The following is a 22,475-nucleotide window of genomic DNA, read 5'->3' on the forward strand; positions in this document are numbered from 1 at the left end:
AAGGCAGGCAAGCGCAGATCGATGGCCCGGCTTCCTGCCTTTTCAGCCGATCAGGCGCGCGGTTCTACCCAACCAATCGTCCCGTCATGGCGACGATAGACCATATTATAGGCGGACGTGCCGGCATTCATGAACAGCAGCGCGTTGGTGTTGCGCAGGTCCAGCATCATCACCGCGTCGGACACGCTCGCCTGCGGAATATCGACGCGGGTTTCCGCCACGATCAGGGGCGCGTCGGCCGGTTCTTCCTCTTCATCCGTGCTGGAGGCAAAGATGGTGTAGCCCGCGCCGTCAATATCATCGACGCTATAGCCATTGGCGCGCTGCGCTTCGGCGGCGGCAGCCTGAACGCTGCGGTCCTTGAGGCGGCGCATATAACGGCGCAGCTGCTTTTCGATGCGGTCGGACGCCTGATCGAAGGCGGGATGCGCCTCCTGCGCCTCGCCCGCGCCCTTCAGGATCAGGCCGGTCATGACATGACAGACGATGTCGCAATGAAAGGCTCCATGCGGCGCTTTGCGAAACGTCACCTGGGCGGAAATCGTGCGGGAGAAATATTTCTCGGCCACGGCCTCCAAACGGTCATAGACATGCTGCTTGAGCGCGTCGCCCGTTTCGACCTGATGCCCGGAAACACGAATATCCATATGCCTTCTCCTTATTCTTGCCGGGCCGCCAGGAAAGCGGTCCGGTGGGCGTGGAGGGCATAGGCCGTTTGCGGTCTATGCCTCCTGCAACCAGAGCGGCTCTTTGAGCGTCGCGACGAACGCTGCGTGCCGTTCCAGTTCCGCCGCGCTGGCCGTAAAGACCCGCGCGGGACGAACAGGGCGAACCACGGTGGTTTCCGTCAGTTCCGCCCTGACGATCTCTTTTGCTTCCTCCTGTGCCAGACCCAGGCCGATCTGCCGGCCGCCGGTCAGTTCGATATAGAGTTGCGCCAGCAATTCCGCGTCGAGCAGCGCGCCATGCTTCACGCGATGGCTGCGATCGATGCCATAGCGGGTGCACAGCGCGTCCAGGCTATGCTTGGCGCCGGGATGCAGCGTGCGGGCGATGGCGACGGTGTCGATCATCCGGTCCATCGACACATCGGCATGGCCGCACAGCTTCAATTCGTGATTGAGGAAGCCGAAGTCGAAACGCGCATTATGCGCGACCAGCGGGCTGTCCTCGATAAAGTCGAGCAACGCCTGCGCCCCGTCCGCAAATAGCGGCTTGTCGCGCAGAAAGTCGCTCGACAGGCCATGCACGTTGAAGGCGGCCGCCGGCATGTCGCGCTGCGGATTATAATAAGCGTGGAAGGTCCGGCCGCTGGGTACGCGATTGATGAGTTCGATACAGCCGATTTCGACCAGCCGGTCGCCGGATGCGGGATCGAATCCCGTCGTTTCGGTATCGAATATAATCTCGCGCATCGCCCTCTTCGCATCGACTCTGTGGGCCAACCCTTATCTGCCTGTCTTGGCTCCAAGGCAAGCGACCAGACGCCTGACCTGTGCCCGGGTCGCGGTGAATGTCGCGCCCGTATCGATGATATAGTCGGCGCGAGCGCGCTTTTCAGCATCGGGTGTTTGCAGATGGACAATCTGGCGAAATTTTGCCGCAGTCATGCCCGGCCGGGCCAGGACTCGCCTGCGCTGTTTCCACGCCGGCGCGCTGACGACGATGACGCCGGCCAGCCCCTTTTTCTGCGCTTTGCTCTCGAACAGCAGCGGAATGTCGAGAATCACGAACGGGCGCGATCGATGCCGTTGCAGGAATCGCCCGCGCGCATGCCGCACGGCGGGGTGGACGATCGCTTCCAGGGCCTTGCGCTCGGTGGGGTTGCCAAACACCGCCGCGCCCAGCTTCGTCCGGTCGACGCCCTTCGGCCCGGTGGTGCCGGGAAAGCGCGCCTCGATCGCCGGGAGCAGCGCGCCGCCCGGTCCCTGAAGGCGATGCACCTCCGCATCCGCATCGAACAAGGGCACGCCAGCCTTGCGCAACATCGCCGCCACCGCCGACTTGCCCATGCCGATCGACCCGGTCAGGCCATAGACGCGCATCAATCGGCGGCGATCAGCAGCGCGCGCAGCTCCGCATCCAGTTCGCGCGGCGCCTGCGCATCGAAGAAAATGTCGAACGCCAGCGCGGCCTGCCCGATCAGCATCTCCAGCCCGTCGAGAATCTTCAGGCCCCGCGCCTTCGCCGCTTTGAGCAATTCCGTCTCCAGCGGCGCATAGACAATGTCATAGACGGTCGCGCCCGCCGCCAGCGGCGTCAGGTCCAGCGTCAGCGACGGCTGCCCCACCATGCCCAGAGAGGTGCTATTCACCAACAGATCGGCCGCCGGCAGCGGATCGCCCATGCCGATCACGCGCCCCTTGGTGCCGCCATAGTCCAGCAGCGCCTGTCCCCGCGCCCGGTCGCGCGCCATGATGGTGATGTCCGGCACGCCCAGGCTGGTCAGCGCGAACAGGATCGCCCGCGCCGCGCCGCCCGATCCCACGATGACGGCGCTCCGCCCCTTCCACTTGTCGCGCAGCAGCGGCTGGAGGAACCCGCCCGCATCGGTGTTCGTCCCGATCAGCGGCCCGCCGGTTTCGCTCGCAATGGTGTTGACCGCGCCGATCCGTTCGCGCACCCCGCCCGGATCGTCGACAAAGTCCAGCACGGCAATCTTGTGCGGAATGGTGACATTGCACCCCAGCCAGTCGGGATCGGCCCGGCGCATCAGGAAATAGGCGGCCAGCCCCTCGGGCGTCACATGGGTCTTCTTATATTCCGCCTCGATATTCAGCGCGTTCAGCCAGAAATTGTGAATCAGCGGCGATTTGCTGTGCGCGATCGGGTCGCCGATCACTTCAGCATAGGGGAGGGCGTCGGTCATGCCGCCAAAACGCCGCGCACGCGCAGAAAGTCAAGCAAAGGCAGCAAAGGCAGGCCCTGAATCGCAAACTGGCTGCCTTCGACCTTGCTGAAAATCTGCACGCCCGGCCCCTCGATCCGGTAACAGCCCACGCACCAGCGCAATTCGTCCCAGTCGGAATCGAGATAGGAGGCGATGAAGGCGTCGGACAGCGGCCGCACCGTCATCCGAACGCGCTCGACATGGCGCCAGATCGGCTCGCCGTTCAAAACGATCACCGCGGCGCTATGCAGATGATGCACCCGGCCCGATAGCAGGCGCAGGATGCGCTCCGCATCCGCCCGGTCGACCGCCTTGTCGATCATCGCGCCGCGCTCTTCGCCTTCGCCGATGCTGCCCGCCAGACTCAGAGTCTGGTCGCACCCCAGCACCAGCGCGCCCGGCACCCGGCGCGACACTTTGAGCGCCTTCAATTCCGCCAGCGCATCGGCCAGCGCCCGCGCGTCCAGCCCATCGGCGCGCAGCGCCTCCTTGGCGGCCTCCTCGTCCACGCCGGGCGACAGCGCCTCGAACGGCACCTGCGCCGCGCTCAGCAGCGCCCTGCGGCTCGCGCTCTGCGACGCCAGCACGATCATGCGTCATTTCCTTCCGCCAGTTCGCGGTCATTGAACAGGTTGATGATGGCAGCGGCCGCCTCCTCGATCGACCGGCGCGTCATGTCGATCACCGGCCAGCCATTGTCGGCAAACATGCGCCGGGCAAAGGCCAGTTCCTCCTGCACCTTGTCATTGTCGACATAGGCGGTTTCGGGCGCCTGATTGAGCGACAACAACCGGTTGCGGCGGATCTGAATCAGCCGTTCGGGGCTGACGGTCAGGCCCACGACCATCGGATGCTTCAGCTTGTACAGGCTGCGCGGCGGCGGCGATTCCGGCACCAGCGGGATATTGGCGGTCTTGTACCCCCGATTGGCGAGGTAAATGGACGTCGGCGTCTTGGACGCGCGCGACACGCCCGCCAGCACGATGTCCGCCTCCTCCCAATTTTCATGCCCCACGCCGTCATCATGGGCGATGGTGAACTGGATCGCCTCGATCCGCGCGAAATAGGCTTCGTCCAATATATGTTTGCGCCCCGGCCGGGTCCGCGTCTCCTGCCCCAATATGTTGGACAGGGCATCGGCCACGCTGTCCAGCGCCGCGACATGGGGCAGGCCCAGCGCGCGGCAGCGCGTCTCCAGCCGGCGGCGCAGCAGGTGATTGGTCAGGGTGAACAGCACCAGCCCCGGATTGGCGGCGATTTCCTCCATGATCCGGTCCAGATGGACTTCGGATCGCACCATTGGCCAGAAATGGCGGATCGCCTCGACATTCTCGAACAGACCGATCGCCGCCTTGGCGATATTCTCCAGCGTTTCACCGGTGGAGTCCGACAGGAGATGAAGATGGATGCGCGCCATGTGTCCATCTCTGTTGGAGGCATGTGGATAAAGCAAGGGATGAATCTGTGGATAAAATAGCCGCCTTTCCCCGTCCCCATTGCCCTGAATCTTATCCACAGGCCCCCAACAGGTCCGAATTTTCATCCACAGCCTGTGGATAACGGGGACAATGACTCTGACTCGCCGACTCTTCCGTGACTCCCCTGAGTCAAGTTGTTGGCAAAAGCGGGCACAGCGCATAAACCCCGCTGCCAACGGTCCTACTATCTCCATCATCCTTTGAATCTAAATATAAGAGAGATGTGATGCGCCTCGACGCCCCGCTCCGCCCTGATCGAAACCTGGCCGAAAAGCCGCTGATGGCCGTTCTCCAGGGCGATCGACCCGCCGTGCCGCCGATGTGGCTGATGCGCCAGGCCGGGCGTTACCTGCCCGAATATCGCGCGCTGCGGGCGGACAAGGGCGGCTTCCTCGAACTCGTCTATGACAGCGCCGCCGCGGCCGAAGTCACGCTCCAGCCGCTGCGCCGTTTCGGCTTTGACGGCGCGATCCTCTTTTCCGACATTTTGATCGTGCCCTACGCCATGGGACAGGATCTCTGGTTCGAGGCAGGCGAAGGCCCGCGCCTGGCCCCCATATTGGCCGAAACCGATCTGTCGGCGCTCACGCCCGATTACAGCCGCTTTGACGCCATTTATGAAACGGTGCGGCAAGTGAAGGCCGCGCTCGACCCCAATGTCACCTTTCTGGGCTTTGCGGGCAGCCCCTGGACCATCGCGACCTATATGGTGGCGGGTCAGGGCAGCAAGGATCATAGCGCCGCCCGCCGCATGGCCTATCAGGAACCCGATCGCTTCGCCGCGCTGATCGATGCGATCGTCGATGCGACGGTCATCTATCTGTGCGGCCAGATCAATGCCGGGGTGGAGGCGGTGCAGCTGTTCGACAGTTGGGCCGGCAGCCTGTCGCCGCTCCAGTTCCAGCGCTGGGTCATAGACCCCAACAAGGCGATCGTCGCGAAGCTAAAAGCGCTGCACCCCGACATTCCGGTCATCGGATTCCCCAAGGGTGCGGGCGCGAAGCTGGCCGATTATGCCGCGCAGACCGGCGTCGATGCCGTGGGCGTCGATGAAACCATCGATCCCCGCTGGGCTAACGGAGCCCTTCCGGCCGGCATGCCGGTACAGGGCAATCTCGATCCGCTGGCGCTGATCGCCGGGGGCCGCGCCGTCGAGGAAGCGGTCGACCTGATCCGCGCCGCCTTTGCCGATCGCCCGCATATCTTCAACCTTGGCCATGGCATATTGCCCGACACGCCCATTGCACATGTCGAAGCGCTTCTTAGCTATGTGCGGAAGGAAGGAGTTTCCGTCTGATGGCCTATCTTGGCGCTGCCTATCTCTGGGTGAAGGCCGCCCATGTCATCTTCGTCATCTTCCTGATGGCGGGGCTGTTCATGATGCCGCGCTTCTTCGTCTATCATCAGGAAACCGTCCCCGGATCGGCCGAGGATCTGCGCTGGATCGAGCGCGAGGGGCGGTTGCTCAAGATCATCCTCAATCCCTCGCTCATCCTCGTCTGGCTGTTCGGGCTGATGCTGATGGTGGAGATTGGTGCCTGGCATTTCGGCTGGTTCCACCTGAAACTGCTCTTCGTGCTGGGCCTGTCGGGCTATCATGGCTGGATCGCCGGCTATGTGAAGAAACTGGCGAAGGGACAGCGCCCCTTGAGCGACAAGACGTTGCGCATGCTGAACGAGATTCCCGGCGTCGCCGCGGCGGTCATCGTCATCGCCGTGATCGTGAAGCCCTTCTGACCATCCTGTCCTATCCGGCGGGCCGGTGCGATAACGGCCCTGCCCTTCGTACGGGGCGCAGATAGGATCAGGCCCGCGCAACAAAATGTCGCATTCGGCGGGAAATATGCGAAGTTAAGGCATGATTCCGGGCAGGCCCCCAGCTGAGGGCTGCGGTAGTGATATTTATAGGTCGGACATTCAGAAGACCGGACCCTGCACCGGACCCGTGGGCTTCGCCACGGTCTTGGCCGCGTCCAGCGCCTCGACCAGGCCGGGGGTGCGGTTGTCGCGCTGGGCATAGTCGCGGGCGGACATGCCGGCCATGGTGTCGCGCTTGTCGGGGTTGGCGCCCTGCGCCACCAGCAGGCGCACGATGGGGACGTCGCGCAGCTGGACGGCGCGGATCAGCGGGGTTTCGCCGCTGTCATTCACCTTGTCCACCTGCGCCTTGTAGGTCAGCAGCGTGCGCACGCCTTCCTCGAAACGGCCCTGCACCGCATCCATCAACGGCGTATTGCCGTCATTGTCGGTCAGGTTGGGGTTCGCGCCCTTGGCCAGCAGAAAGGTCAGCCAGGTGGCGTCGCGCCGCGCCACGATATAATGCAGCGCATTTTCCCCGCTGTTGACGTCGCGGCTGTTGATCACGGTGGAGCCGGGCTTCTGGAGCAGGTCGGTGACTTTCTGCCCGTCCTTGTCCTTCACGGCTTTGAGAAAATTATAGGTGTCCGAAAACTGGGCCTGCGCCACGGTCGGCGTCAGCAGTGCGAGCGCCACCGCGCCCAGGATTGCGGAAACATGGTTGGTCTTCATCTTGGCGCCCCGTTGCATTGCAATTCCCGTCCTAGCAGGGCATGGCTGGCCATGCCATGAACAAAGACGTCGCCGCCCCCGTTCTGCCTTATCTGGCCCGCTCCTTTCTGGGTTTGCCCTTTCTGGCCCTGCTGGCTGCCTGCAATATGGGCGCGGGGGGCGATGGATCAAGCAGCGAACAGGGCGAACTGGTCGGCGCGCGGATCGGCGCGCCCTTCACCCTGACCAATCAGGATGGCAAGCCGACGAAGTGGGATGACTTCAAGGGCCAATACCGCATCGTCTATTTCGGCTATACCTATTGCCCGGATGTCTGCCCGGTCGACCTGCAACGCATCATGCAGGGCTTTGCGGCGTTCGAGAAGGAGAATCCGGCGCTGGCCGCCAAGGTGCAGCCGATGCTGATCAGCGTCGATCCGGGGCGCGATACGCCGGCGGTGCTCAAAACCTATGTCGCCGCCTTCCACCCGCGCCTGATCGGCCTGACCGGCACGAAAGAGCAGATCGGCAAGGTCGCGAAGGATTTCGTGGTCATCTACAACCCCGAAAAGAGCGCCGGGGCGAGCGACTATCTGGTCAGCCACAGCCGCACGCCCTATCTGTTCGACCCGGACGGCAAGCCGCTGGCGCTGGTGCCGGTGGATGATCCCGGCACGCCGGATGTGGATGAGGGCGCACCGAATAAGGTGCTGGCTTTCTTTGAAAAATGGATCAAGTGACGCATTTCTGGGAAAAGCCCCTCGATCAACTCGACCGCGCGCAGTGGGAGGCGCTGTGCGACGGGTGCGGCAAATGCTGCCTGCACAAGGCCGAGGATGAGGATACGGGGCGCATCTATCCCACCAATGTCGCCTGCCGCCTGCTCGACCGGCAGAGCGGGCAATGCTGCAATTACAAGGACCGGCGCAAATTCGTGCCCGATTGCGTGCGACTGACCCCGGCCAAGGTGAAGCAGATCAGCTGGCTGCCGCGCACCTGCGCCTATCGCCTGCGCGAGGAAGGCCAGCCACTGCCGGCATGGCATTATCTGATCTGTGGCGACCGGGAGGCGGTGCATCGCGCCGGGGAGTCCGTGCGCGGCTGGACCGTGGCGGAAGCGGATGCGGGCGACTGGGAAAACCATCTTGTCGACCGCGAACTCTGATCCCGACGCGGCGATCCTGATCGACGGCGTGGCGATGCCGGTGCGGGTGCGCCGGTCGGCGCGGGCGCGGGCCTATCGGCTGACGATCGACAGTGTGCGGGGCGAATTGCGCCTGTCGCTGCCGGTGCGGGCGAACCTGAAGAAGGCGCTGGGCTGGGCGCAGGACCATGAAGGCTGGGTGCGCGCGCAGATGGTGCGGCAGCCGGCCGTTACGCTGCTGGAGCATGGCGCGGTCTTCCCGCTGGAGGGGCGCGATGTGAAGATCCACTGGGTCGAGGGGGCGACGCGCACCATAAAGCTGGAGGGCGACCGGCTGATGCTGGGCGGCGCGGCGGAATCGGTGGGCGCGCGGGTGCAGCGCTGGCTGGTCAGCCGGGCGCGGGCGGTGCTGGAGACGGAGAGTCATGAACTGGCGCGCGAGCATGGGCTGATCGTGGCGTCGGTGGGCGTGGGCGACACGCGCAGTCGCTGGGGCAGTTGCGCTTCTTCCGGGGCGATCCGCTATAGCTGGCGGCTGATCCTGGCCCCGCCAGAGGTGCGCCGGGCGACCGTGGCGCATGAACTGGCCCATCTGCTGCACATGGACCATAGCCCCGCCTTCCACGCCGCGCACCGGCGCATCCATGGCGCGGACCCCCGCCCTGCCCGGCAATGGCTGCGCGTGCATGGCGCGGGCCTGCACCGTTACCGGGCCTGACGCCATGGCGCGGGGCCGCAAACGCTATCTGACCGCCACCATGCCCGACGGCTATGTGAAGACGATCGGCCCGACGGCGGACGCCTTCACCCATTATTGGCGGATCGTCGCCGTGCTGGACAATGGCAAGACCGAGGTGTTCTGGGGCCACACCAAATCGCTGGCCGAAGCGAGGAAGCTGAAAGGCCCGGCCGCTGACGGCGCGAAGAAGCGCGGCTGGAAAAGCTATCAGTTCGAGATTGCGGAACTGGTGGAGACGTAAGGGGGGAGGCTCGCCTGCAGCCGCCCTACCCCCGGTGCGGCCAGACGCCGTTTTCGTCGCCGGGGCAATCATGGTCCGCTTCGCGCGGATGGGGCAGGCCGCAGGCGCGGCAGGTGATATAGTCGCCGGGTTTCAGGCCATGACCCACCGTCACCCGTTCGTCAAAGACGTAGCATTCGCCCTGCCAGCGGCTGTCGGCCTCCGGCATATCCTCCAGATAGCGCAGGATTCCGCCCTTCAAATGATAGACATCGTCAAAGCCGCGCGCCTTGACCAGCGCGGTGGATTTTTCGCAGCGTATGCCGCCGGTGCAGAACATCGCGATCTTCGGGGTGCGGCCTTGCGCCTTGAGGTTGGCGGCGAAGGCGTCGAACCAGTCGGGGAAGTCGCGGAAGGAACGGGTCGCGGGATCGATCGCGTTCTGGAAGGTGCCGCAGGCGACTTCATAGGCGTTGCGCGTGTCGATGACGACGGTGTCGGGATCGGCGATCAGCGCGTTCCATGCCGCCGGTTCCAGATGCGTGCCGGCGCGATTGGCCGGGTCGAGATCGCCTGCGCCCAGCGTCACGATTTCCGCCTTCACCTTCACCTTCATCCGGGCGAAGGGGGCTTGCATAGCCTGCGCATATTTGACGTCGGTATCGGCGCAGCCCGGCAGCGCGCGGATATGAGCAACCAGAGTGGCGATGGCGTCGGTGTCGCCGGCAACCGTGCCGTTAATCCCCTCCCCGGCGACGATCAGCGTGCCGCAGGTGCCAAGATCGGCGCAGAGCGATTTCAAGTCAGCGGCGATCGCCTGCGGATCGGCAAAGCGGGTGAAATGATAGAGGGCGGCGACGGTATAGGACATGGCCGCCCCTATAGGCGCTGCGCGCGCCTCTTGAAAGCCGGGGCGTAGAGGCGCATAGCCGGGCCATGGTTCCCCTTTCGTTCGCAGGTCATGAGTTTCTGGCGCTGCCCGAAGCCGCGCTGTTCTGGCCGGACCGGGGCGCGTTGCTGGTCGCGGACCTGCATTTCGAGAAAGCGAGCTGGTATGCGCGTTTCGGCCAGTTCCTGCCCCCGCATGACAGCGATGCGACGCTGGACGTGATCGAGGCGCTGGTGGCGCGCACCGGCGCGCGGGCCGTCTGGTCTTTGGGGGACAGTTTCCATGACAGCGACGGCGCCGCCCGGCTGGACCAAAAAGCGCGGGGGCGATTGCTTTCCCTTACGGAAAGGCTGGACTGGACCTGGATTACCGGCAATCATGACGTTGGTGTCACGACCATGCCGGGGGGACGGCGCGTGGCGGAGGCAGAGGTGGGCGGGATCTGGTTGCGGCATGAGGCGCAGGCGGATGATCCCCGGCCCGAAATTTCCGGCCATTTCCACCCCAAGCTGCGCCTCAATTTGCGCGGCCGGCATGTGTCGCGACGCTGCTTCGTGGGATCGGCGACCAAGCTGATTCTGCCGGCATTGGGGGCGCTGACCGGGGGGCTGGATGCGGGCCATGGAGAGATTCGTCGGGTCGTGGGACCGGGGGCAGCCGCTATGGTGCCGGTCGCCGATCGTTTGCTGCGCTTTCCCTTATCGTAAGGGGACGCTACGGAAACCGGATTTTAAGCCGTTGCCATTAGGCAACAGGTCTTGATTATGCGACCATCTGAATCGGCGAAAGGCGCAGAAAAGCGTGCCTCTCTTGCCAGAACCCTGTTGCATAAGCATAATCACGATCATCCCGACGCGGCGAAAAGTCGTGCGGGCCAGGAGAGGATTGCCATCATGACAGCCAAGAATCCCTTGCTGACGTCCGTAGGCGCGTTGGCGCTGTGCCTGTTTGCCCCCGCCGCGCTGGCGCAGGAGGATGCCGCGCCGCAGGCCGCCGCCGGTCAGGATGACGCCCAGATCATCGTCACCGCCACCCGCCGCGCCAGCCCCCTGTCCGACGTGCCGATTGCGGTGTCGGCCGTGGGCGCGCAGGCGATGCAGAATAGCGGCGCGAGCGATATCCGTACTCTGAACCAGCTTGCCCCGTCCCTGCTGGTGTCCTCCACCGGGTCCGAAGCCAATGCCTCCGCCCGTATCCGCGGCATCGGCACGGTGGGCGACAATCCGGGGCTGGAAAGCTCGGTCGCGGTGTTCATTGACGGCGTCTATCGATCGCGCACCGGCGCGGGCCTGAACGAACTGGGCGAGATTGAGCGGGTCGAGGTGCTGCGCGGACCGCAGGGCACGTTGTTCGGGCGCAATGCGTCGGCGGGCCTGATCAACATCATTAGCAAGGCGCCGGAAACGACGTTCCACCTCAATACCGAGGCGACATACGGCAATTATGATTATTGGCGGCTGGCGGGTCGCGTGACCGGGCCGGTGGCCGATGGCATCGCCTTGTCGCTGGACGGGGTGTGGAGCAAGCGCGACGGCTTCTACAAGCTGGTCGACGGCACCGGCGCCAAGGTGGGTGATACCAATGACCGCGACCGTTATTTCCTGCGTGGTCAGGCGCTGATCGAGCCAAACGACGCCCTGTCGATCCGCCTGATCGGCGATTATACCAATCGCGACGAAAGCTGTTGCGGCGCGGCCTATATCGAGGCGCGCGAGCGCGTGCCGGTGGCGGGGGGCGGCTATGGCACCGCGCCCTTCAACCGCATCGCCGCGATCCTGGCGGGTCAGGGCAGCGTCATTCCGGCCGACCCCTATGACCGGGAACTGGCGATCACGCCGGGCCGCGACTATGTCAGCAAGCTCAAGGATTGGGGCGTGTCGGGCGAAATCAACTATGATTTCGGCGGCGCGAAGCTGACCAGCATCACCGCCTATCGCGACTATAAATCCCGCGACTATGGCGATTATGACTATAATCGCGCCGACCTTCTCTATCGCGATCCCAACACCTATCGCCAGTTCAAGACCTTCACGCAGGAATTGCGGCTGCAGGGATCGGCCTTTGCCGACAAGCTGGACTGGCTGGTCGGCGGCTATTACGCCAATGAGCGGCTGACGCTGGAGGATAATATCCGGTTCGGCGCGGACTATGGCCGCTTTGCCGCCTGCCGCCTGATGGCCGGCGCGGGCGCGACCAGCAATTTCTCCGCGCAGCAACTGGCCGCCTGTGGCAGCGGCCTTGCCACGCAGGCGCTGATTACGGGGACGCAGGCGAACCTGAATGCCGGGCTGACCGCTGCGCTGATCGGTCGGGGCGTGCCGCCGGCGATGGCCGCGGCGCAGGCGGGGGCGATCTCCACCGGGCTTGGCAACGGGCTGCGGGCGCTGGCCGCCATTCCTGCCGGTACGGGCGACGTCGGATCGCTCTATCGCCAGAAGAGCGAGAATTGGGCGCTGTTCACCCATAATATCGTTCACATCACCAACCGGCTCGATCTGACTTTGGGCCTGCGCTACACCCATGAGAGCAAGCGTTTTTCGGCGGATCTGAACAATAATAACGCGACCTGCGCGGCGCTTCAGTCCTCGTCCCTGCCCTCGCTCGCCACCAATCCCGCGCTGGGCAGTGCGGCGACGCTGGCGGGCGGCATTCTGACGCTGGGGTGCCTGGGCAATGGGTCCACGACGCTCAATGCGCTGAACCTGAACGACAAGATCAGCGATGGCGAATTTTCCGGGACGGCGGTGCTGTCGTGGAAACCGATCGACGATCTGCTGCTCTATGGCAGCTATTCCAAAGGCTATAAGGCGGGCGGCTATAATCTGGATCGGTTCCAGCTGGGATCGACGGGGCTGAACGCCATTCCCGCCGTGTTCGCTCCGCGCACCAATGCGGATGCCGCCAGCCTGCGCTTTGCCGCCGAAAAGGTCGATGCGTTCGAAATCGGCCTGAAATATGTGCAGCCCAAATGGAGCGCGAACATCGCCGCCTTCCGGCAGGAGTTCAAGAATTTCCAGCTGAACACCTTCAACGGCACCAGCTTCGTCGTGCAGAATATCAATGGATGCGACAGCGCGCTCTCCGCCGCGCGGACCTGCGACAGCGGCGATGTTGGTCCGGGCCTGATCAGCCAGGGCGTGGAACTGGAGCTGACGGCAACGCCGGTGCGCAATTTCCGCGTATCGGGCGGCCTGACCTATGCCCGCGCCAAATTCGCCAACCGGCTGGTCGGCAGCGGCGACGGCAGCGTGCCGCTGGACCCGGCCCTGTTCCTGCTGCCCGGATCGATCAATTCCAACGCGCCGGAACTGGTGACGACCGCCAGCATGGCGTGGACGCCCGACATCGGATCATCGGGCCTGTCGGCGCTCTTCTATGTCGATGGGCGTTTGACCAGCGATTATAATACCGGGTCGGACCTGTTCCCGGAAAAGCGGCAGGACGGCTATGCCATCGTCAATGCGCGCGTTGGCATCCGCGGCCCCGACAAGCGCTGGTCGGTGGAGTTTTGGGGACAGAATCTGTTCAACCAAAATTATACGCAGGTCGCTTTCTCCAGCCCGCTCCAGTCGAGCAGCCCGGGGACATCGACAACCGGCCAGTTCGCGGCGGGTGCGCCGATGGCGAACCAGCTCATCTCCGCCTATCTGGCGGAGCCGCGCACCTACGGCATTACCTTGCGCGGGAGTTTCTGAGCATACCGCGCCCGCTGGTCGGATCGGGACGGGCGGGCGCGGTGCGATCGCCAAACAGGGCGGTGCCGACGCGAATGTCGGTCGCGCCCAGCATGATGGCGGTGTCATAATCGCCGGACATGCCCATCGATAGGCGCGGGAGGCCCTCTTCCCGCGCCATTTTGGCGAGCAGGGCAAAGAAGGGTGCGGGTTCGATGCCGGCCGGCGGTACGCACATCAGGCCCAGCAAGGGAATGTCCGCATCGCGCGCGGCGGCGATCAGCGCGGGCGTATCGGCAATGGCGCAGCCGCCCTTCTGCTCCTCCGCCCCGATATTCACCTGAATGAAACAGGGAAGCCGCTTGCCCGCTGCGTCCATCGCCTTGGCGAGTGCGGTCAGCAGCGACGGGCGATCAAGGCCATGGAGGACGTCGAACAGGGCGACCGCCTCGGCCGCCTTGTTCGATTGCAGCTGGCCGACCAGATGCAGTTCGATGTCCGCATATTCCTCCCGCAGGGCCGGCCATTTGTCCTGGCTTTCCTGCACGCGATTTTCGCCGAAGACGCGCTGGCCGGCCTGTATCAACGGGCGGATGGCGTCGGCATCATGCGTCTTCGATACGGCGATCAGGCGGATATCGTCGGCGGTGCGGCCGGTCAGGCGCGCGGCGCGGCCAATGTTGTCGCGCACGGCGGCCAGACGCTGGGCGGCTTCGATGCTGTCCGGGGTGTTGGCAGGGGTGATGGCGGTCGTCATGCGCGCTGCTATAGGCAGGGGCATGTCCCGCCGCCACCGCAAAAAGCTGCCCGGCCTCTGGCTGATGACCGATGAGCGGGTGAGCGAGGCCGCGCTGCTGGCGGCGGCGGCGCGCTTGCCGCGCGGGCGGGCGGGAATCGTCTTTCGCCATTATCGCACGCAGGCGCGGCAGCGGCGGGTGCTGTTCGAAGCGCTGCGGACGATCGCGCGGCGGCGCAGGCTGGTGCTGATGCTGGCGGGATCAGCGCGCGATGCGGCGGCGTGGCAGGCCGATGGCGTGCATGGCGGCGATCGGCGCGCGTCGGCGCGGCCCTTGCTGCGCAGCCGCCCGGCGCATGACCGGCGTGAGGCTGTCGAAGCGCGCGGCGCGGATCTGTGCTTCCTCTCCCCCCTCTTCCCGACCCGATCGCATCCGGGCGCGCCGGCGCTGGGCCGGGTGCGTTTTGCGATGCTGGCGGGCGGGATTGATGCGCCGGTGATGGCGCTGGGCGGGGTCAGACGATCGCATGCGCGGATGCTGCGGGGGATTGGCGCGGATGGCTGGGCGGCGATCGACGGGCTAATGAGTTGAGGGGGCGGGGATAAAGGTGGGATGCTGTAAAATTGCAGTTTCGGGCGGATGGCGGACCGGACTGGCTGCTTTCAAGCGGGACGCATGAAATACCGTCATCCCAGCGAAGGCTGGGATCTCAGGCAGGCGCACGCTGCGTAAACGGATAGCGCTAAACGGCTGGCCTCATTCTACTACCGCCTGAGACCGCAGCCTTCGCTGGGGTGACGGCTATGGGACAGGCCAAAATGAACACCCGACATCAGCCTCTGGCCTCTTGCAGACCGATGCTATGCCCAGTCCACCCGCGTCCAGCCGCGTTCCGCCGCCAGTTTCGCCAGCGGCTTGTGGGGGTTGGAGGCGAAGGCGATGTCCGCATATTCCAGCATCGGCGCGTCCGACACATGGTCGCTATAGGCGCGGATATGCGCCTGGGTGCGGTCGATCGCTTCAGCCGCCATCCATGCCTTGATCATGCGCAGCTTACCGGTGTCATAGCAATTTTCGCCGGCGATCTTCGCGCGGACATAGCGCAGATCCTGGCTGAGATGGTCGGTTGCGATCACCGCGTCGAAGCCCAGCCGACGGGCGATCGCCTCCACATAGAGGCGGTAGGAGGCGGTGGCGAGCACCAGCCTGTATCCGTCCGCCCGGTCCTGCGCGATCTGCGCCACCGCGCCGGCGCGCAGGTTGGTGGCCATCACCTTGTCGGCATAGCTTTCGATATGCGGCAATAATTTCGCGCGTTCGACATTGCCGCCGATCATCAACGCCTGATTGAGCTCCTTCAGCCGCTTGCGCGTCAGCAATTTCAGCACATAGGCCAGCATCAGCAGGATGACGCAGGGGAAAAGCGCCAGCCGCCAAGGGGCCATGCGCCGCGCGACATGGATGAGGAAGCCGGTATAGGTGCCGCTGAACGTCACCGTGCGGTCCATGTCGTAAATGGCCAGCCTATATTGAGTCATGCCGTGTCCGAAACTTTTGCCCATGCCCTTCGTTCTGGCTTGCGGATGGGCCGTTTCGGCTTGCCGTGCAACCGATAATGGACCACTAAACCGCCTTGATGAATAAAGTCGCCGACCTTGCAGAAGAAACGCGCGACGGCGAAACGGTAGTCCGGCTGTCCGGGTCGCTCGCCATCGCCTGTCTGGGCGAACTGCCCAACCGGCTGGATGCGTTGCAGCCGCCGATGGCCGCCATAGACCTGTCCGACGTGGACCATATGGACACGATCGGCGCCTGGACCGTGCATCGCACGGCCAAGCGATTGCAGGCCGATATTGTTGGCGCCAGCGACGATTGCCGCCGGCTGATCGAAGCGGTCGGCGGGCTGGACGAGCCGGTGCCGATCCGCCCCGATCATGTCCATCCGCTGCGCCGTGTGGTCGGCCAGATTGGCGAGGCGGTGAGCAATTCCGGCGGGACTTTGGTGGGGCTGGTCGGATTCTTCGGCGCGACGCTGGCGGCGTGCTGGAGCGTGATCCGCCATCCTGGCCGTTTTCGCATCAATGCCGTCGTGCAGCGGTTCGAAGTGGTGGGCGTGTCTGCGCTCGGCATTATCGGCCTGATGAGTTTCCTGATCGGCATCGTCATCGCCCAGCAGGGATCGGTGCAGTTGCGCCAGTTCGGCATGGAGATGCTGACGATCAATCTGGTCGGACGCCTCACCTTCCGCGAACTGGGCGTGCTGATGACGGCGATCATGGTGGCGGGCCGGTCCGGTTCCGCCTTTGCCGCGCAATTGGGCACGATGAAGCTGACTGAGGAGGTCGACGCCATGCGCACCATCGGCGTGTCGCCGATGGAGGCGCTGGTTCTGCCCCGCACGCTGGCCGTGGTGGTGATGATGCCGCTGTTGGCCTTTTATGCCTGCATCGTGGCGATCATCGGCGGCGGCTTCCTGTGCGCGGTGGCGCTGGAAATCCCGCCCATCACCTTCATTCAGCGCTTGCGCGAAGTGGTGCCGATCCATGACCTGTGGGTCGGCCTGATCAAGGCGCCGGTGTTCGGCATCATCATTGCCCTGTCGGGCTGCTATCAGGGATTGCAGGTGAAGGCCAATGCCGAGGAAGTCGGGCTGCGCACCACGGCCGCCGTGGTGCAGGCGATCTTCCTGGTGATCGTGATCGACGCTTTCTTCGCCGTCTTCTTCACCTGGGTGGGGTGGAACTGATGAGCGAGGAAGAACTGCGCGAGGCCGAGGAACGGCGCGTCGACGAGGCGATCGAGTCCGGCGACATTGCGATCAAGGTGCGGGGCCTGAAGAACAGCTTCAGCAATCAGGTCGTGCATGAGGGGCTGGACCTGGATGTGCGCAAGGGCGAGATTCTGGGCGTGGTCGGCGGATCGGGCACCGGCAAGTCGGTGCTGATGCGATCGATCATCGGCCTGCAAATGCCCGACGAGGGCGAAGTCTGCGTCTTTGGCGAGTCCATGGTCGGCCGGTCGGATGACGAGGCGCTGTCGATCCGCAAGCGCTGGGGCGTGCTGTTCCAGGGCGGCGCGCTGTTTTCGACGCTGACGGTGGCCGAAAATGTCGAAGTGCCGATCCGCGAATATTATCCCAATATCGGCGCGGAACTGCGGGATGAGATTGCCGCCTACAAGATCCGCATGACCGGCCTGCCGACCGAGGCTGGACCCAAATATCCGTCCGAACTGTCGGGCGGCATGAAGAAGCGCGCCGGTCTGGCCCGGGCGCTGGCGCTGGACCCGGACCTGCTGTTTCTGGACGAGCCGACGGCGGGTCTGGACCCGATCGGGGCGGCGGCATTCGATGAGATGACGCGCAAGTTGCAGCAGACGCTGGGCCTGACCGTCTTCCTCATCACCCATGATCTCGATACGCTCTATTCCATCTGTGACCGGGTGGCGGTGTTGGCGGACAGGAAGGTGACGGCGGTCGGCACGATCGACGAATTGCTGGCCACCGACCATCCGTGGATACAGGAATATTTCAACGGCCCGCGCGGCCGGGCCGCCACGGCGGCGGTCGCGCGCGAAAAGGACAAGGCGGGTCAGACCCCGTCGGACGGAAGGCGATAGGATATGGAAACCCGCTCCAACCATGTGCTGGTGGGCACGGTGACGCTGCTGCTGCTGGCGGCGATCATGGCCGCCGCCTTCTGGTTCTCGCGCCTGTCGCAGGGCGACAGCATGGAATATGACATCTTCTTCAAACAGTCGGTCAACGGGCTGGCGAAGGGGTCGGCGGTCAATTATTCCGGCGTGCCTTCGGGACAGGTCGAAAAGATCGAATTGTGGAAGCGCGACCCGAGCTTCGTGAAGGTGCGCATTTCCGTGAAGGAGGGCACGCCCGTCCTGCAGGGCACGACGGCGACCATTTCGGGCGTCGGCTTCACCGGCGTCAGCGAGATCGTGCTGGACGGTGCGGTCAAGGGCGCGCCGCAAATCGTGTGTCCGGCGGAAAATACGCTGGCTGTCTGCCCGGACGGCGTGCCGGTGATCCCGACCAAGCCGGGCGCGCTGGGCGAGTTGCTCAACAATGCGCCGCAGCTGCTGGAGCGGCTGTCGACGCTGACCGAGCGGCTGACCGAGCTGCTCAACGACAAGAATCAGCAGTCGATCGCCGGCATCCTGGCCAATGTCGAGCGGGTGTCAGGCGCACTGGCCGATCGCAGCCCTGAGATCGCCGCGACGCTGGCCGAAGCGCGCATCGCCGTGCAGCGCACCGGCGTTGCCGCCGAACAGATTGGCAAGCTGGCTGCGACGACGGATTCGCTGATCAATGATGAAGGCCGCCCGCTGATGGCCGACCTGCGCAAGAGCGTTCAGGCGGCGTCGCGCAGCATCGATACGCTGGACAAGACCATCGGTGAGGCCCAGCCGGGCGTCCATGCCTTCAGCACCCAGACGATGCCCGAAGTGAACCAGCTGGTGCGCGACCTGCGCGAAATGTCGCGGTCCTTCCGCGGGGTCGCCGAAAAGCTCGACCAGCAGGGCGCAGGCTCGCTGGTCGGATCGCCCAAGCTGCCGGACTATAAGCCATGAAGAAAGAGATGCGGACCATGTTCCACGTGAAACCCCGCAGCGCGATCGCCGCGCTTGGCATTGCCTTCCTGCTGTCCGGATGCGTGTCGTTCGGCGCGAAACCGCCAGCGCAGTTGCTGACGCTGGATGCGATGCAGAAAGTGCCGGCAGGCGCAGCGCGGGTGGCGGGCGGCGGACGCACGCTGATCGTCGCCGATCCGGAGGCGCCGCGCATGCTCGACACGGTGCGCGTGCCGGTGCAGACCGCGCCGACGTCGGTCGCCTATGTGACCAAGGTCCAATGGGCCGATACGCCGCGCCATTTGTTCCGCCGGCTGCTGGCGGAGACGATTTCGGCGACGACCGATCGGGTCGTGCTGGATTCGGGTCAATTCTCTGGCGATGGCGGGCAGCGCCTGTCGGGCGAGCTGGTGGCTTTCACCATCGATGCCGCCAGCCATAGCGCGATTGTGACCTATGATGCGGTGCTGACCACGCCAGCGGGTGCGGCCCTTGCGCGGCAGCGCTTTACCGCCAGCGCCCCGGTTTCCGGCAAGATCGACGCCACCACGGTCGGCGCGCCGCTCAACGCGGCGGCGAACAAGGTGGCAGGCGACGTTGCGGCCTGGGCGGCGGCGGTGAAGGATTAGAGCATTCTGAAGTCGGCTGGAACAGCAGACGGCTCGCAGAATACGGAAAACAAAAGAAAATTAGAGCATCATCCGATTCAATCTAATCGGATGATGCTCTAAAGAGTTGATGACGGTCAGGGTCTGAAACGACCCTGATCAGTCTCGACTAAATTACGTCATGCCAGCGAAGGCTGGCGTCTCGCTTCTTATGACAAGCAGCTTGAGGATAAGACAGATCCCAGCCTACGCTGGGATGACGGTTATAAACCAAACTCCCGCTATTTCGTGACGAAACCAGCAGGCTGCCTCACTCCAGACTCTTGCTGGCCTGTTCGGTCACGTCCTTGGACAGGCCGGGCTGGGCCAGGATGCGCTGCAATTGCGCCCGCATCAGTGCGGCGCGCCCTTCATCGAAGCGTTTCCAGCGGCCCAGCGGAGGCACCAGACGCGCCGCCGTCTGCGGGTTGAGCTTGTCGAGCGCGATGATGCAATCGGCGACCAGCGCATAGCCCTTGCCCGACCCGTGATGGAAGGCCCACTGGTTGCCCGCAAAGGCGCCGTAGAGCGATCGCACGCGGTTGGGATTGGCCAGGGTGAAGTCCTTGTGCTGGCCCAGCGCCTGCACCTGCTCCACCGCGTCAGGATGCAGCGCGAACGCCTGCGTCTGGAACCATTTGTCCAGCGTCAGCGCGTCGGCGCTGTAGCGGTTGTAGAAAATGTCGAGCGCGGCTTCGCGTTCCGGGCTGCTGCCGTTCGCCAGCGTCCCCAGCGCCGCCTGCCGCTCGGTCATGTTATCGGCTTCGCTGAACTGGCCAAAGGCGATGGCGGGGCCATCCTGCGCGCCGGAGGCGACCAGATAGTGGAGCGCGGCATTGCGCAGCTTGCGCGCGCCCTTGGCCGCGGACGAGATGGAGAAGGCGTTCGCCTTCGTCTTCGCATGGATGTCGCGCCATAGCGGCATCAGTTCGGCGCCGATTTTCGTCTGGAGCGCATCGCGCGCGGCGTGGATCGCATCGGGATCGACGATCTTCATCTGGTCGCCCAGATAGGCTTCGCTGGGCAGGCGGATCGTTTCCGCGACGAAGGCGGGATCGAGCGCGGGATCGGTCAGCGTATTGCGGATGGCGTCGATCACCGCGCCATCGTCCGTATCCTGCCCGGCGATACGGCCGATCAGCACATTGACCATCAACTGCTGCATCGCCTCATAACGGGCGAAGGGATCGTCATCATGCGCCGACAAAAAGGCGAGATCGGCCTGGCTGCGGTTGGTTTCCACGATCACCGGCGCGGAAAAGCCGCGATTGATCGACAGGACCGGAGCGGCCGCAAAGCCAGTGAAGGTGAAGCTTTGCTTCGGCTCCGTCAGCATCAGCAATTCGTCGCCATGATGCTGTCCGGTGGCGGGATCGAACAAAGCGGTGCGCAGCGGGATGGCCATGGGCTGCTTGTCGGGCTGGCCTGGCGTGGCGGGCACGGTCTGCTCCAGCGTCAGTTCAACGCTCTGCGCCACCGGATCATGCGACAGCAGCGCACGGACATGGGGCGTTCCCGCCTGTTCATACCAGCGGCGGAACTGGCCGAGGTCGATCTGCCCGCCCTCCTCCATCGCCGCGACAAAATCCTCGCAGGTCGCTGCTTCGCCATCATGACGGTCGAAATAGAGGTCGCTGCCGGCGCGGAAGCGTTCGGCTCCGAGCATCAGCGCCATCATGCGGATGACTTCGGCGCCCTTATTATAGATGGTGGCCGTGTAGAAGTTGCTGATTTCCATGTAGGATTCAGGGCGGATCGGGTGGGCGAGCGGGCCGCTATCCTCCTGAAACTGGGCGGCGCGCAGGATGCGGACGTCCTCGATCCGCTTGACCGCATGGCTGCCCATGTCAGCGGAGAAATTCTGGTCGCGGAAGACGGTGAAGCCTTCCTTCAGGCTCAGCTGGAACCAGTCGCGACAGGTGACGCGATTGCCCGACCAGTTGTGGAAATATTCGTGGGCGACCACGCCTTCCACGCCGTCATAATCAATGTCGGTCGCTGTTTCCGGGTCGGCCAGGATGTAGCGCGAATTGAAGATGTTGAGGCCCTTATTCTCCATCGCGCCGAAATTGAAATCGGCCACGGCGACGATGTTGAACACGTCCAGATCATATTCGCGGCCATAGACGCGCTCGTCCCAGGCCATGCTGTCTTTCAGCGCCTTCATCGCATGGGCGGTGCGCGGCAGATCGGCTTCCTTCACCCAGATGCCCAGCTGCACTTCGCGCCCGCTCATCGTGACGAAGCTGTCGGCGTTGCAGGCGAGGTCGCCGGCGACCAGCGCGAACAGATAGCAGGGCTTGGGGAAAGGATCGTTCCAGAGCGCGCTGTGGCGGCCATCGGGCAGGTCAGCCTGTTCAATCGGGTCGCCATTGGCTAGCAGGATCGGGAAGCGCGCCTTGTCCGCGCTCATCCGCACGCTGTAGCGCGACAGGACATCGGGCCGATCCGGGAAGAAGGTGATGCGGCGGAAGCCTTCCGCTTCGCATTGGGTGCAAAGCAGGCCGCCGCTGGCATACAGGCCCATCAGCTTGCTGTTGCTCTGTGGCGCCAGCTCCACCAGCGTTTCAATGCGGTGACTGTCGCCGGAAAGCGGGATGATCAGCGCGCCGGCCTCCAGATGCCATTCCGCCTCCTCCAGCGTGCGGCCGTCGACCTTGACCGCCAGCGGAACAAGGCCATCGCCATCAAGCCGCAGGGGGCGATCATGGTCGCCGTTGCGGGTGACGGACAGGGTCGCCTCCACCCGGGTCAACGCCGGATCGAGATCGAAATCGAGCGCGATGTCCGGGATCAGCCAGTCGGGCGCGCGATAGTCGGCGCGGCGAATGACGGCAGGAGCGGCGGCGGTGGTGGAGAGCATGTCGGCCATGCGATCAACCTAGGGAGCGGCCGGGCAAAAGGCCAGTGGGCTTGATGGGAAGATCAGCGGAATCTGGCGCGCCTGCATCCCGCCTGCGCGCCA

24 protein-coding genes are annotated in these 22,475 nt (G+C 64.5%); 13 read left to right on the forward strand and 11 right to left on the reverse strand.

Annotation, left to right across the window (positions count from 1 at the left end):
- Positions 1-50: 50 nt before the first annotated feature.
- From hpf to ACFOKF_RS18595, 6 genes are all read right to left on the reverse strand, one after another.
- Positions 51-647 (reverse strand): ribosome hibernation-promoting factor, HPF/YfiA family, encoded by a 597-nt coding sequence (gene hpf, locus ACFOKF_RS18570; protein WP_380797549.1) that lies wholly within the window; start codon positions 645-647, stop codon positions 51-53.
- Positions 648-722: 75 nt separating this feature from the next.
- Positions 723-1,415: a DNA polymerase III subunit epsilon gene (dnaQ, locus tag ACFOKF_RS18575; RefSeq protein ID WP_380797551.1), complete on the reverse strand. Its 693-nt coding sequence runs from the start codon at positions 1,413-1,415 to the stop codon at positions 723-725.
- A gap of 33 nt (positions 1,416-1,448) precedes the next feature.
- On the reverse strand, positions 1,449-2,045 hold the full coding sequence (gene coaE, locus ACFOKF_RS18580) for a dephospho-CoA kinase (protein WP_380797552.1): 597 nt from the start codon (positions 2,043-2,045) through the stop codon (positions 1,449-1,451).
- A complete protein-coding gene (gene aroE, locus ACFOKF_RS18585; RefSeq protein ID WP_380797553.1) occupies positions 2,045-2,869 on the reverse strand; it encodes a shikimate dehydrogenase in 825 nt (274 codons plus the stop codon). The genes coaE and aroE overlap by 1 nt, the downstream gene beginning before the upstream one ends.
- Positions 2,866-3,483: a Maf family protein gene (locus tag ACFOKF_RS18590; RefSeq protein ID WP_380797554.1), complete on the reverse strand. Its 618-nt coding sequence runs from the start codon at positions 3,481-3,483 to the stop codon at positions 2,866-2,868. Before ACFOKF_RS18590 ends, aroE begins: the two co-directional genes overlap by 4 nt.
- Positions 3,480-4,307 (reverse strand): pyruvate, water dikinase regulatory protein, encoded by an 828-nt coding sequence (locus ACFOKF_RS18595; RefSeq protein ID WP_380797556.1) that lies wholly within the window; start codon positions 4,305-4,307, stop codon positions 3,480-3,482. The genes ACFOKF_RS18590 and ACFOKF_RS18595 overlap by 4 nt, the downstream gene beginning before the upstream one ends.
- Positions 4,308-4,594: 287 nt before the next feature.
- Between ACFOKF_RS18595 and hemE the strand changes: the two genes are divergently transcribed.
- Complete coding sequence (hemE, locus tag ACFOKF_RS18600; protein WP_380797557.1) at positions 4,595-5,665, forward strand: uroporphyrinogen decarboxylase; 1,071 nt, start codon at positions 4,595-4,597, stop codon at positions 5,663-5,665.
- The gene (locus ACFOKF_RS18605) at positions 5,665-6,105 is read left to right on the forward strand and encodes a CopD family protein (RefSeq protein ID WP_380797558.1); all 441 of its coding nucleotides are present in this window, start codon (positions 5,665-5,667) and stop codon (positions 6,103-6,105) included. The genes hemE and ACFOKF_RS18605 overlap by 1 nt, the downstream gene beginning before the upstream one ends.
- Before the next feature lie 180 nt (positions 6,106-6,285).
- Here ACFOKF_RS18605 and ACFOKF_RS18610 read toward each other — a convergent pair whose 3' ends face one another.
- The gene (locus ACFOKF_RS18610) at positions 6,286-6,897 is read right to left on the reverse strand and encodes an ankyrin repeat domain-containing protein (protein ID WP_380797560.1); all 612 of its coding nucleotides are present in this window, start codon (positions 6,895-6,897) and stop codon (positions 6,286-6,288) included.
- A gap of 41 nt (positions 6,898-6,938) precedes the next feature.
- Here ACFOKF_RS18610 and ACFOKF_RS18615 point away from each other — a divergent pair, with 41 nt between their 5' ends.
- From ACFOKF_RS18615 to ACFOKF_RS18630, 4 genes are read left to right on the forward strand one after another with little or no spacing between them, the layout of a single operon-like run.
- Positions 6,939-7,616, forward strand: coding sequence for an SCO family protein (locus tag ACFOKF_RS18615; protein WP_380797562.1), 678 nt, complete (start codon positions 6,939-6,941; stop codon positions 7,614-7,616).
- Positions 7,604-8,041 (forward strand): YcgN family cysteine cluster protein, encoded by a 438-nt coding sequence (locus ACFOKF_RS18620; protein WP_380797564.1) that lies wholly within the window; start codon positions 7,604-7,606, stop codon positions 8,039-8,041. Before ACFOKF_RS18615 ends, ACFOKF_RS18620 begins: the two co-directional genes overlap by 13 nt.
- Entirely contained in the window at positions 7,998-8,738 is a 741-nt protein-coding gene (locus ACFOKF_RS18625; protein WP_380797565.1) for a M48 family metallopeptidase, read from the forward strand. The genes ACFOKF_RS18620 and ACFOKF_RS18625 overlap by 44 nt, the downstream gene beginning before the upstream one ends.
- A gap of 4 nt (positions 8,739-8,742) precedes the next feature.
- Positions 8,743-9,000, forward strand: a complete 258-nt coding sequence (locus tag ACFOKF_RS18630; RefSeq protein WP_380797882.1) for a hypothetical protein — start codon at positions 8,743-8,745, stop codon at positions 8,998-9,000.
- Between the two features lie 25 nt (positions 9,001-9,025).
- Here the strand turns inward: ACFOKF_RS18630 and trhO are convergent, their stop codons facing one another.
- Positions 9,026-9,850: an oxygen-dependent tRNA uridine(34) hydroxylase TrhO gene (gene trhO, locus ACFOKF_RS18635; RefSeq protein ID WP_380797566.1), complete on the reverse strand. Its 825-nt coding sequence runs from the start codon at positions 9,848-9,850 to the stop codon at positions 9,026-9,028.
- A 65-nt stretch (positions 9,851-9,915) separates the two neighbouring features.
- Between trhO and pdeM the strand changes: the two genes are divergently transcribed.
- Together pdeM and ACFOKF_RS18645 are read left to right on the forward strand one after the other, a co-directional pair.
- On the forward strand, positions 9,916-10,575 hold the full coding sequence (gene pdeM / locus ACFOKF_RS18640; RefSeq protein WP_380797568.1) for a ligase-associated DNA damage response endonuclease PdeM: 660 nt from the start codon (positions 9,916-9,918) through the stop codon (positions 10,573-10,575).
- Between the two features lie 186 nt (positions 10,576-10,761).
- Positions 10,762-13,563, forward strand: a complete 2,802-nt coding sequence (locus ACFOKF_RS18645) for a TonB-dependent receptor (protein ID WP_380797570.1) — start codon at positions 10,762-10,764, stop codon at positions 13,561-13,563.
- On the opposite strand, the gene ACFOKF_RS18650 is transcribed toward ACFOKF_RS18645, so the two are convergent.
- Entirely contained in the window at positions 13,541-14,299 is a 759-nt protein-coding gene (locus ACFOKF_RS18650; RefSeq protein WP_380797572.1) for a YggS family pyridoxal phosphate-dependent enzyme, read from the reverse strand. The two genes, ACFOKF_RS18645 and ACFOKF_RS18650, sit on opposite strands and share 23 nt — an antisense overlap.
- A gap of 22 nt (positions 14,300-14,321) precedes the next feature.
- Between ACFOKF_RS18650 and ACFOKF_RS18655 the strand changes: the two genes are divergently transcribed.
- Entirely contained in the window at positions 14,322-14,870 is a 549-nt protein-coding gene (locus tag ACFOKF_RS18655) for a thiamine phosphate synthase (protein ID WP_380797573.1), read from the forward strand.
- 269 nt (positions 14,871-15,139) lie between these two features.
- Here the strand turns inward: ACFOKF_RS18655 and ACFOKF_RS18660 are convergent, their stop codons facing one another.
- Positions 15,140-15,817: an HAD family hydrolase gene (locus ACFOKF_RS18660; RefSeq protein WP_380797575.1), complete on the reverse strand. Its 678-nt coding sequence runs from the start codon at positions 15,815-15,817 to the stop codon at positions 15,140-15,142.
- Between the two features lie 98 nt (positions 15,818-15,915).
- Here ACFOKF_RS18660 and ACFOKF_RS18665 point away from each other — a divergent pair, with 98 nt between their 5' ends.
- The 4 genes from ACFOKF_RS18665 to ACFOKF_RS18680 are packed head-to-tail and all read left to right on the forward strand — an operon-like array spanning position 15,916 to position 19,492.
- Complete coding sequence (locus ACFOKF_RS18665) at positions 15,916-17,025, forward strand: MlaE family lipid ABC transporter permease subunit (protein ID WP_380797577.1); 1,110 nt, start codon at positions 15,916-15,918, stop codon at positions 17,023-17,025.
- A complete protein-coding gene (locus tag ACFOKF_RS18670; RefSeq protein ID WP_380797579.1) occupies positions 17,025-17,897 on the forward strand; it encodes an ABC transporter ATP-binding protein in 873 nt (290 codons plus the stop codon). Before ACFOKF_RS18665 ends, ACFOKF_RS18670 begins: the two co-directional genes overlap by 1 nt.
- 3 nt (positions 17,898-17,900) lie before the next feature.
- Complete coding sequence (locus ACFOKF_RS18675) at positions 17,901-18,863, forward strand: MlaD family protein (RefSeq protein ID WP_380797581.1); 963 nt, start codon at positions 17,901-17,903, stop codon at positions 18,861-18,863.
- Positions 18,864-18,880: 17 nt separating this feature from the next.
- Positions 18,881-19,492: an ABC-type transport auxiliary lipoprotein family protein gene (locus ACFOKF_RS18680; protein WP_380797583.1), complete on the forward strand. Its 612-nt coding sequence runs from the start codon at positions 18,881-18,883 to the stop codon at positions 19,490-19,492.
- A gap of 289 nt (positions 19,493-19,781) precedes the next feature.
- Here ACFOKF_RS18680 and pepN read toward each other — a convergent pair whose 3' ends face one another.
- Entirely contained in the window at positions 19,782-22,382 is a 2,601-nt protein-coding gene (gene pepN, locus ACFOKF_RS18685) for an aminopeptidase N (RefSeq protein ID WP_380797584.1), read from the reverse strand.
- Positions 22,383-22,475: the final 93 nt, after the last annotated feature.

It is taken from the genome of Sphingobium rhizovicinum (assembly GCF_042647625.1).
Lineage (GTDB): Bacteria > Pseudomonadota > Alphaproteobacteria > Sphingomonadales > Sphingomonadaceae > Sphingobium > Sphingobium rhizovicinum.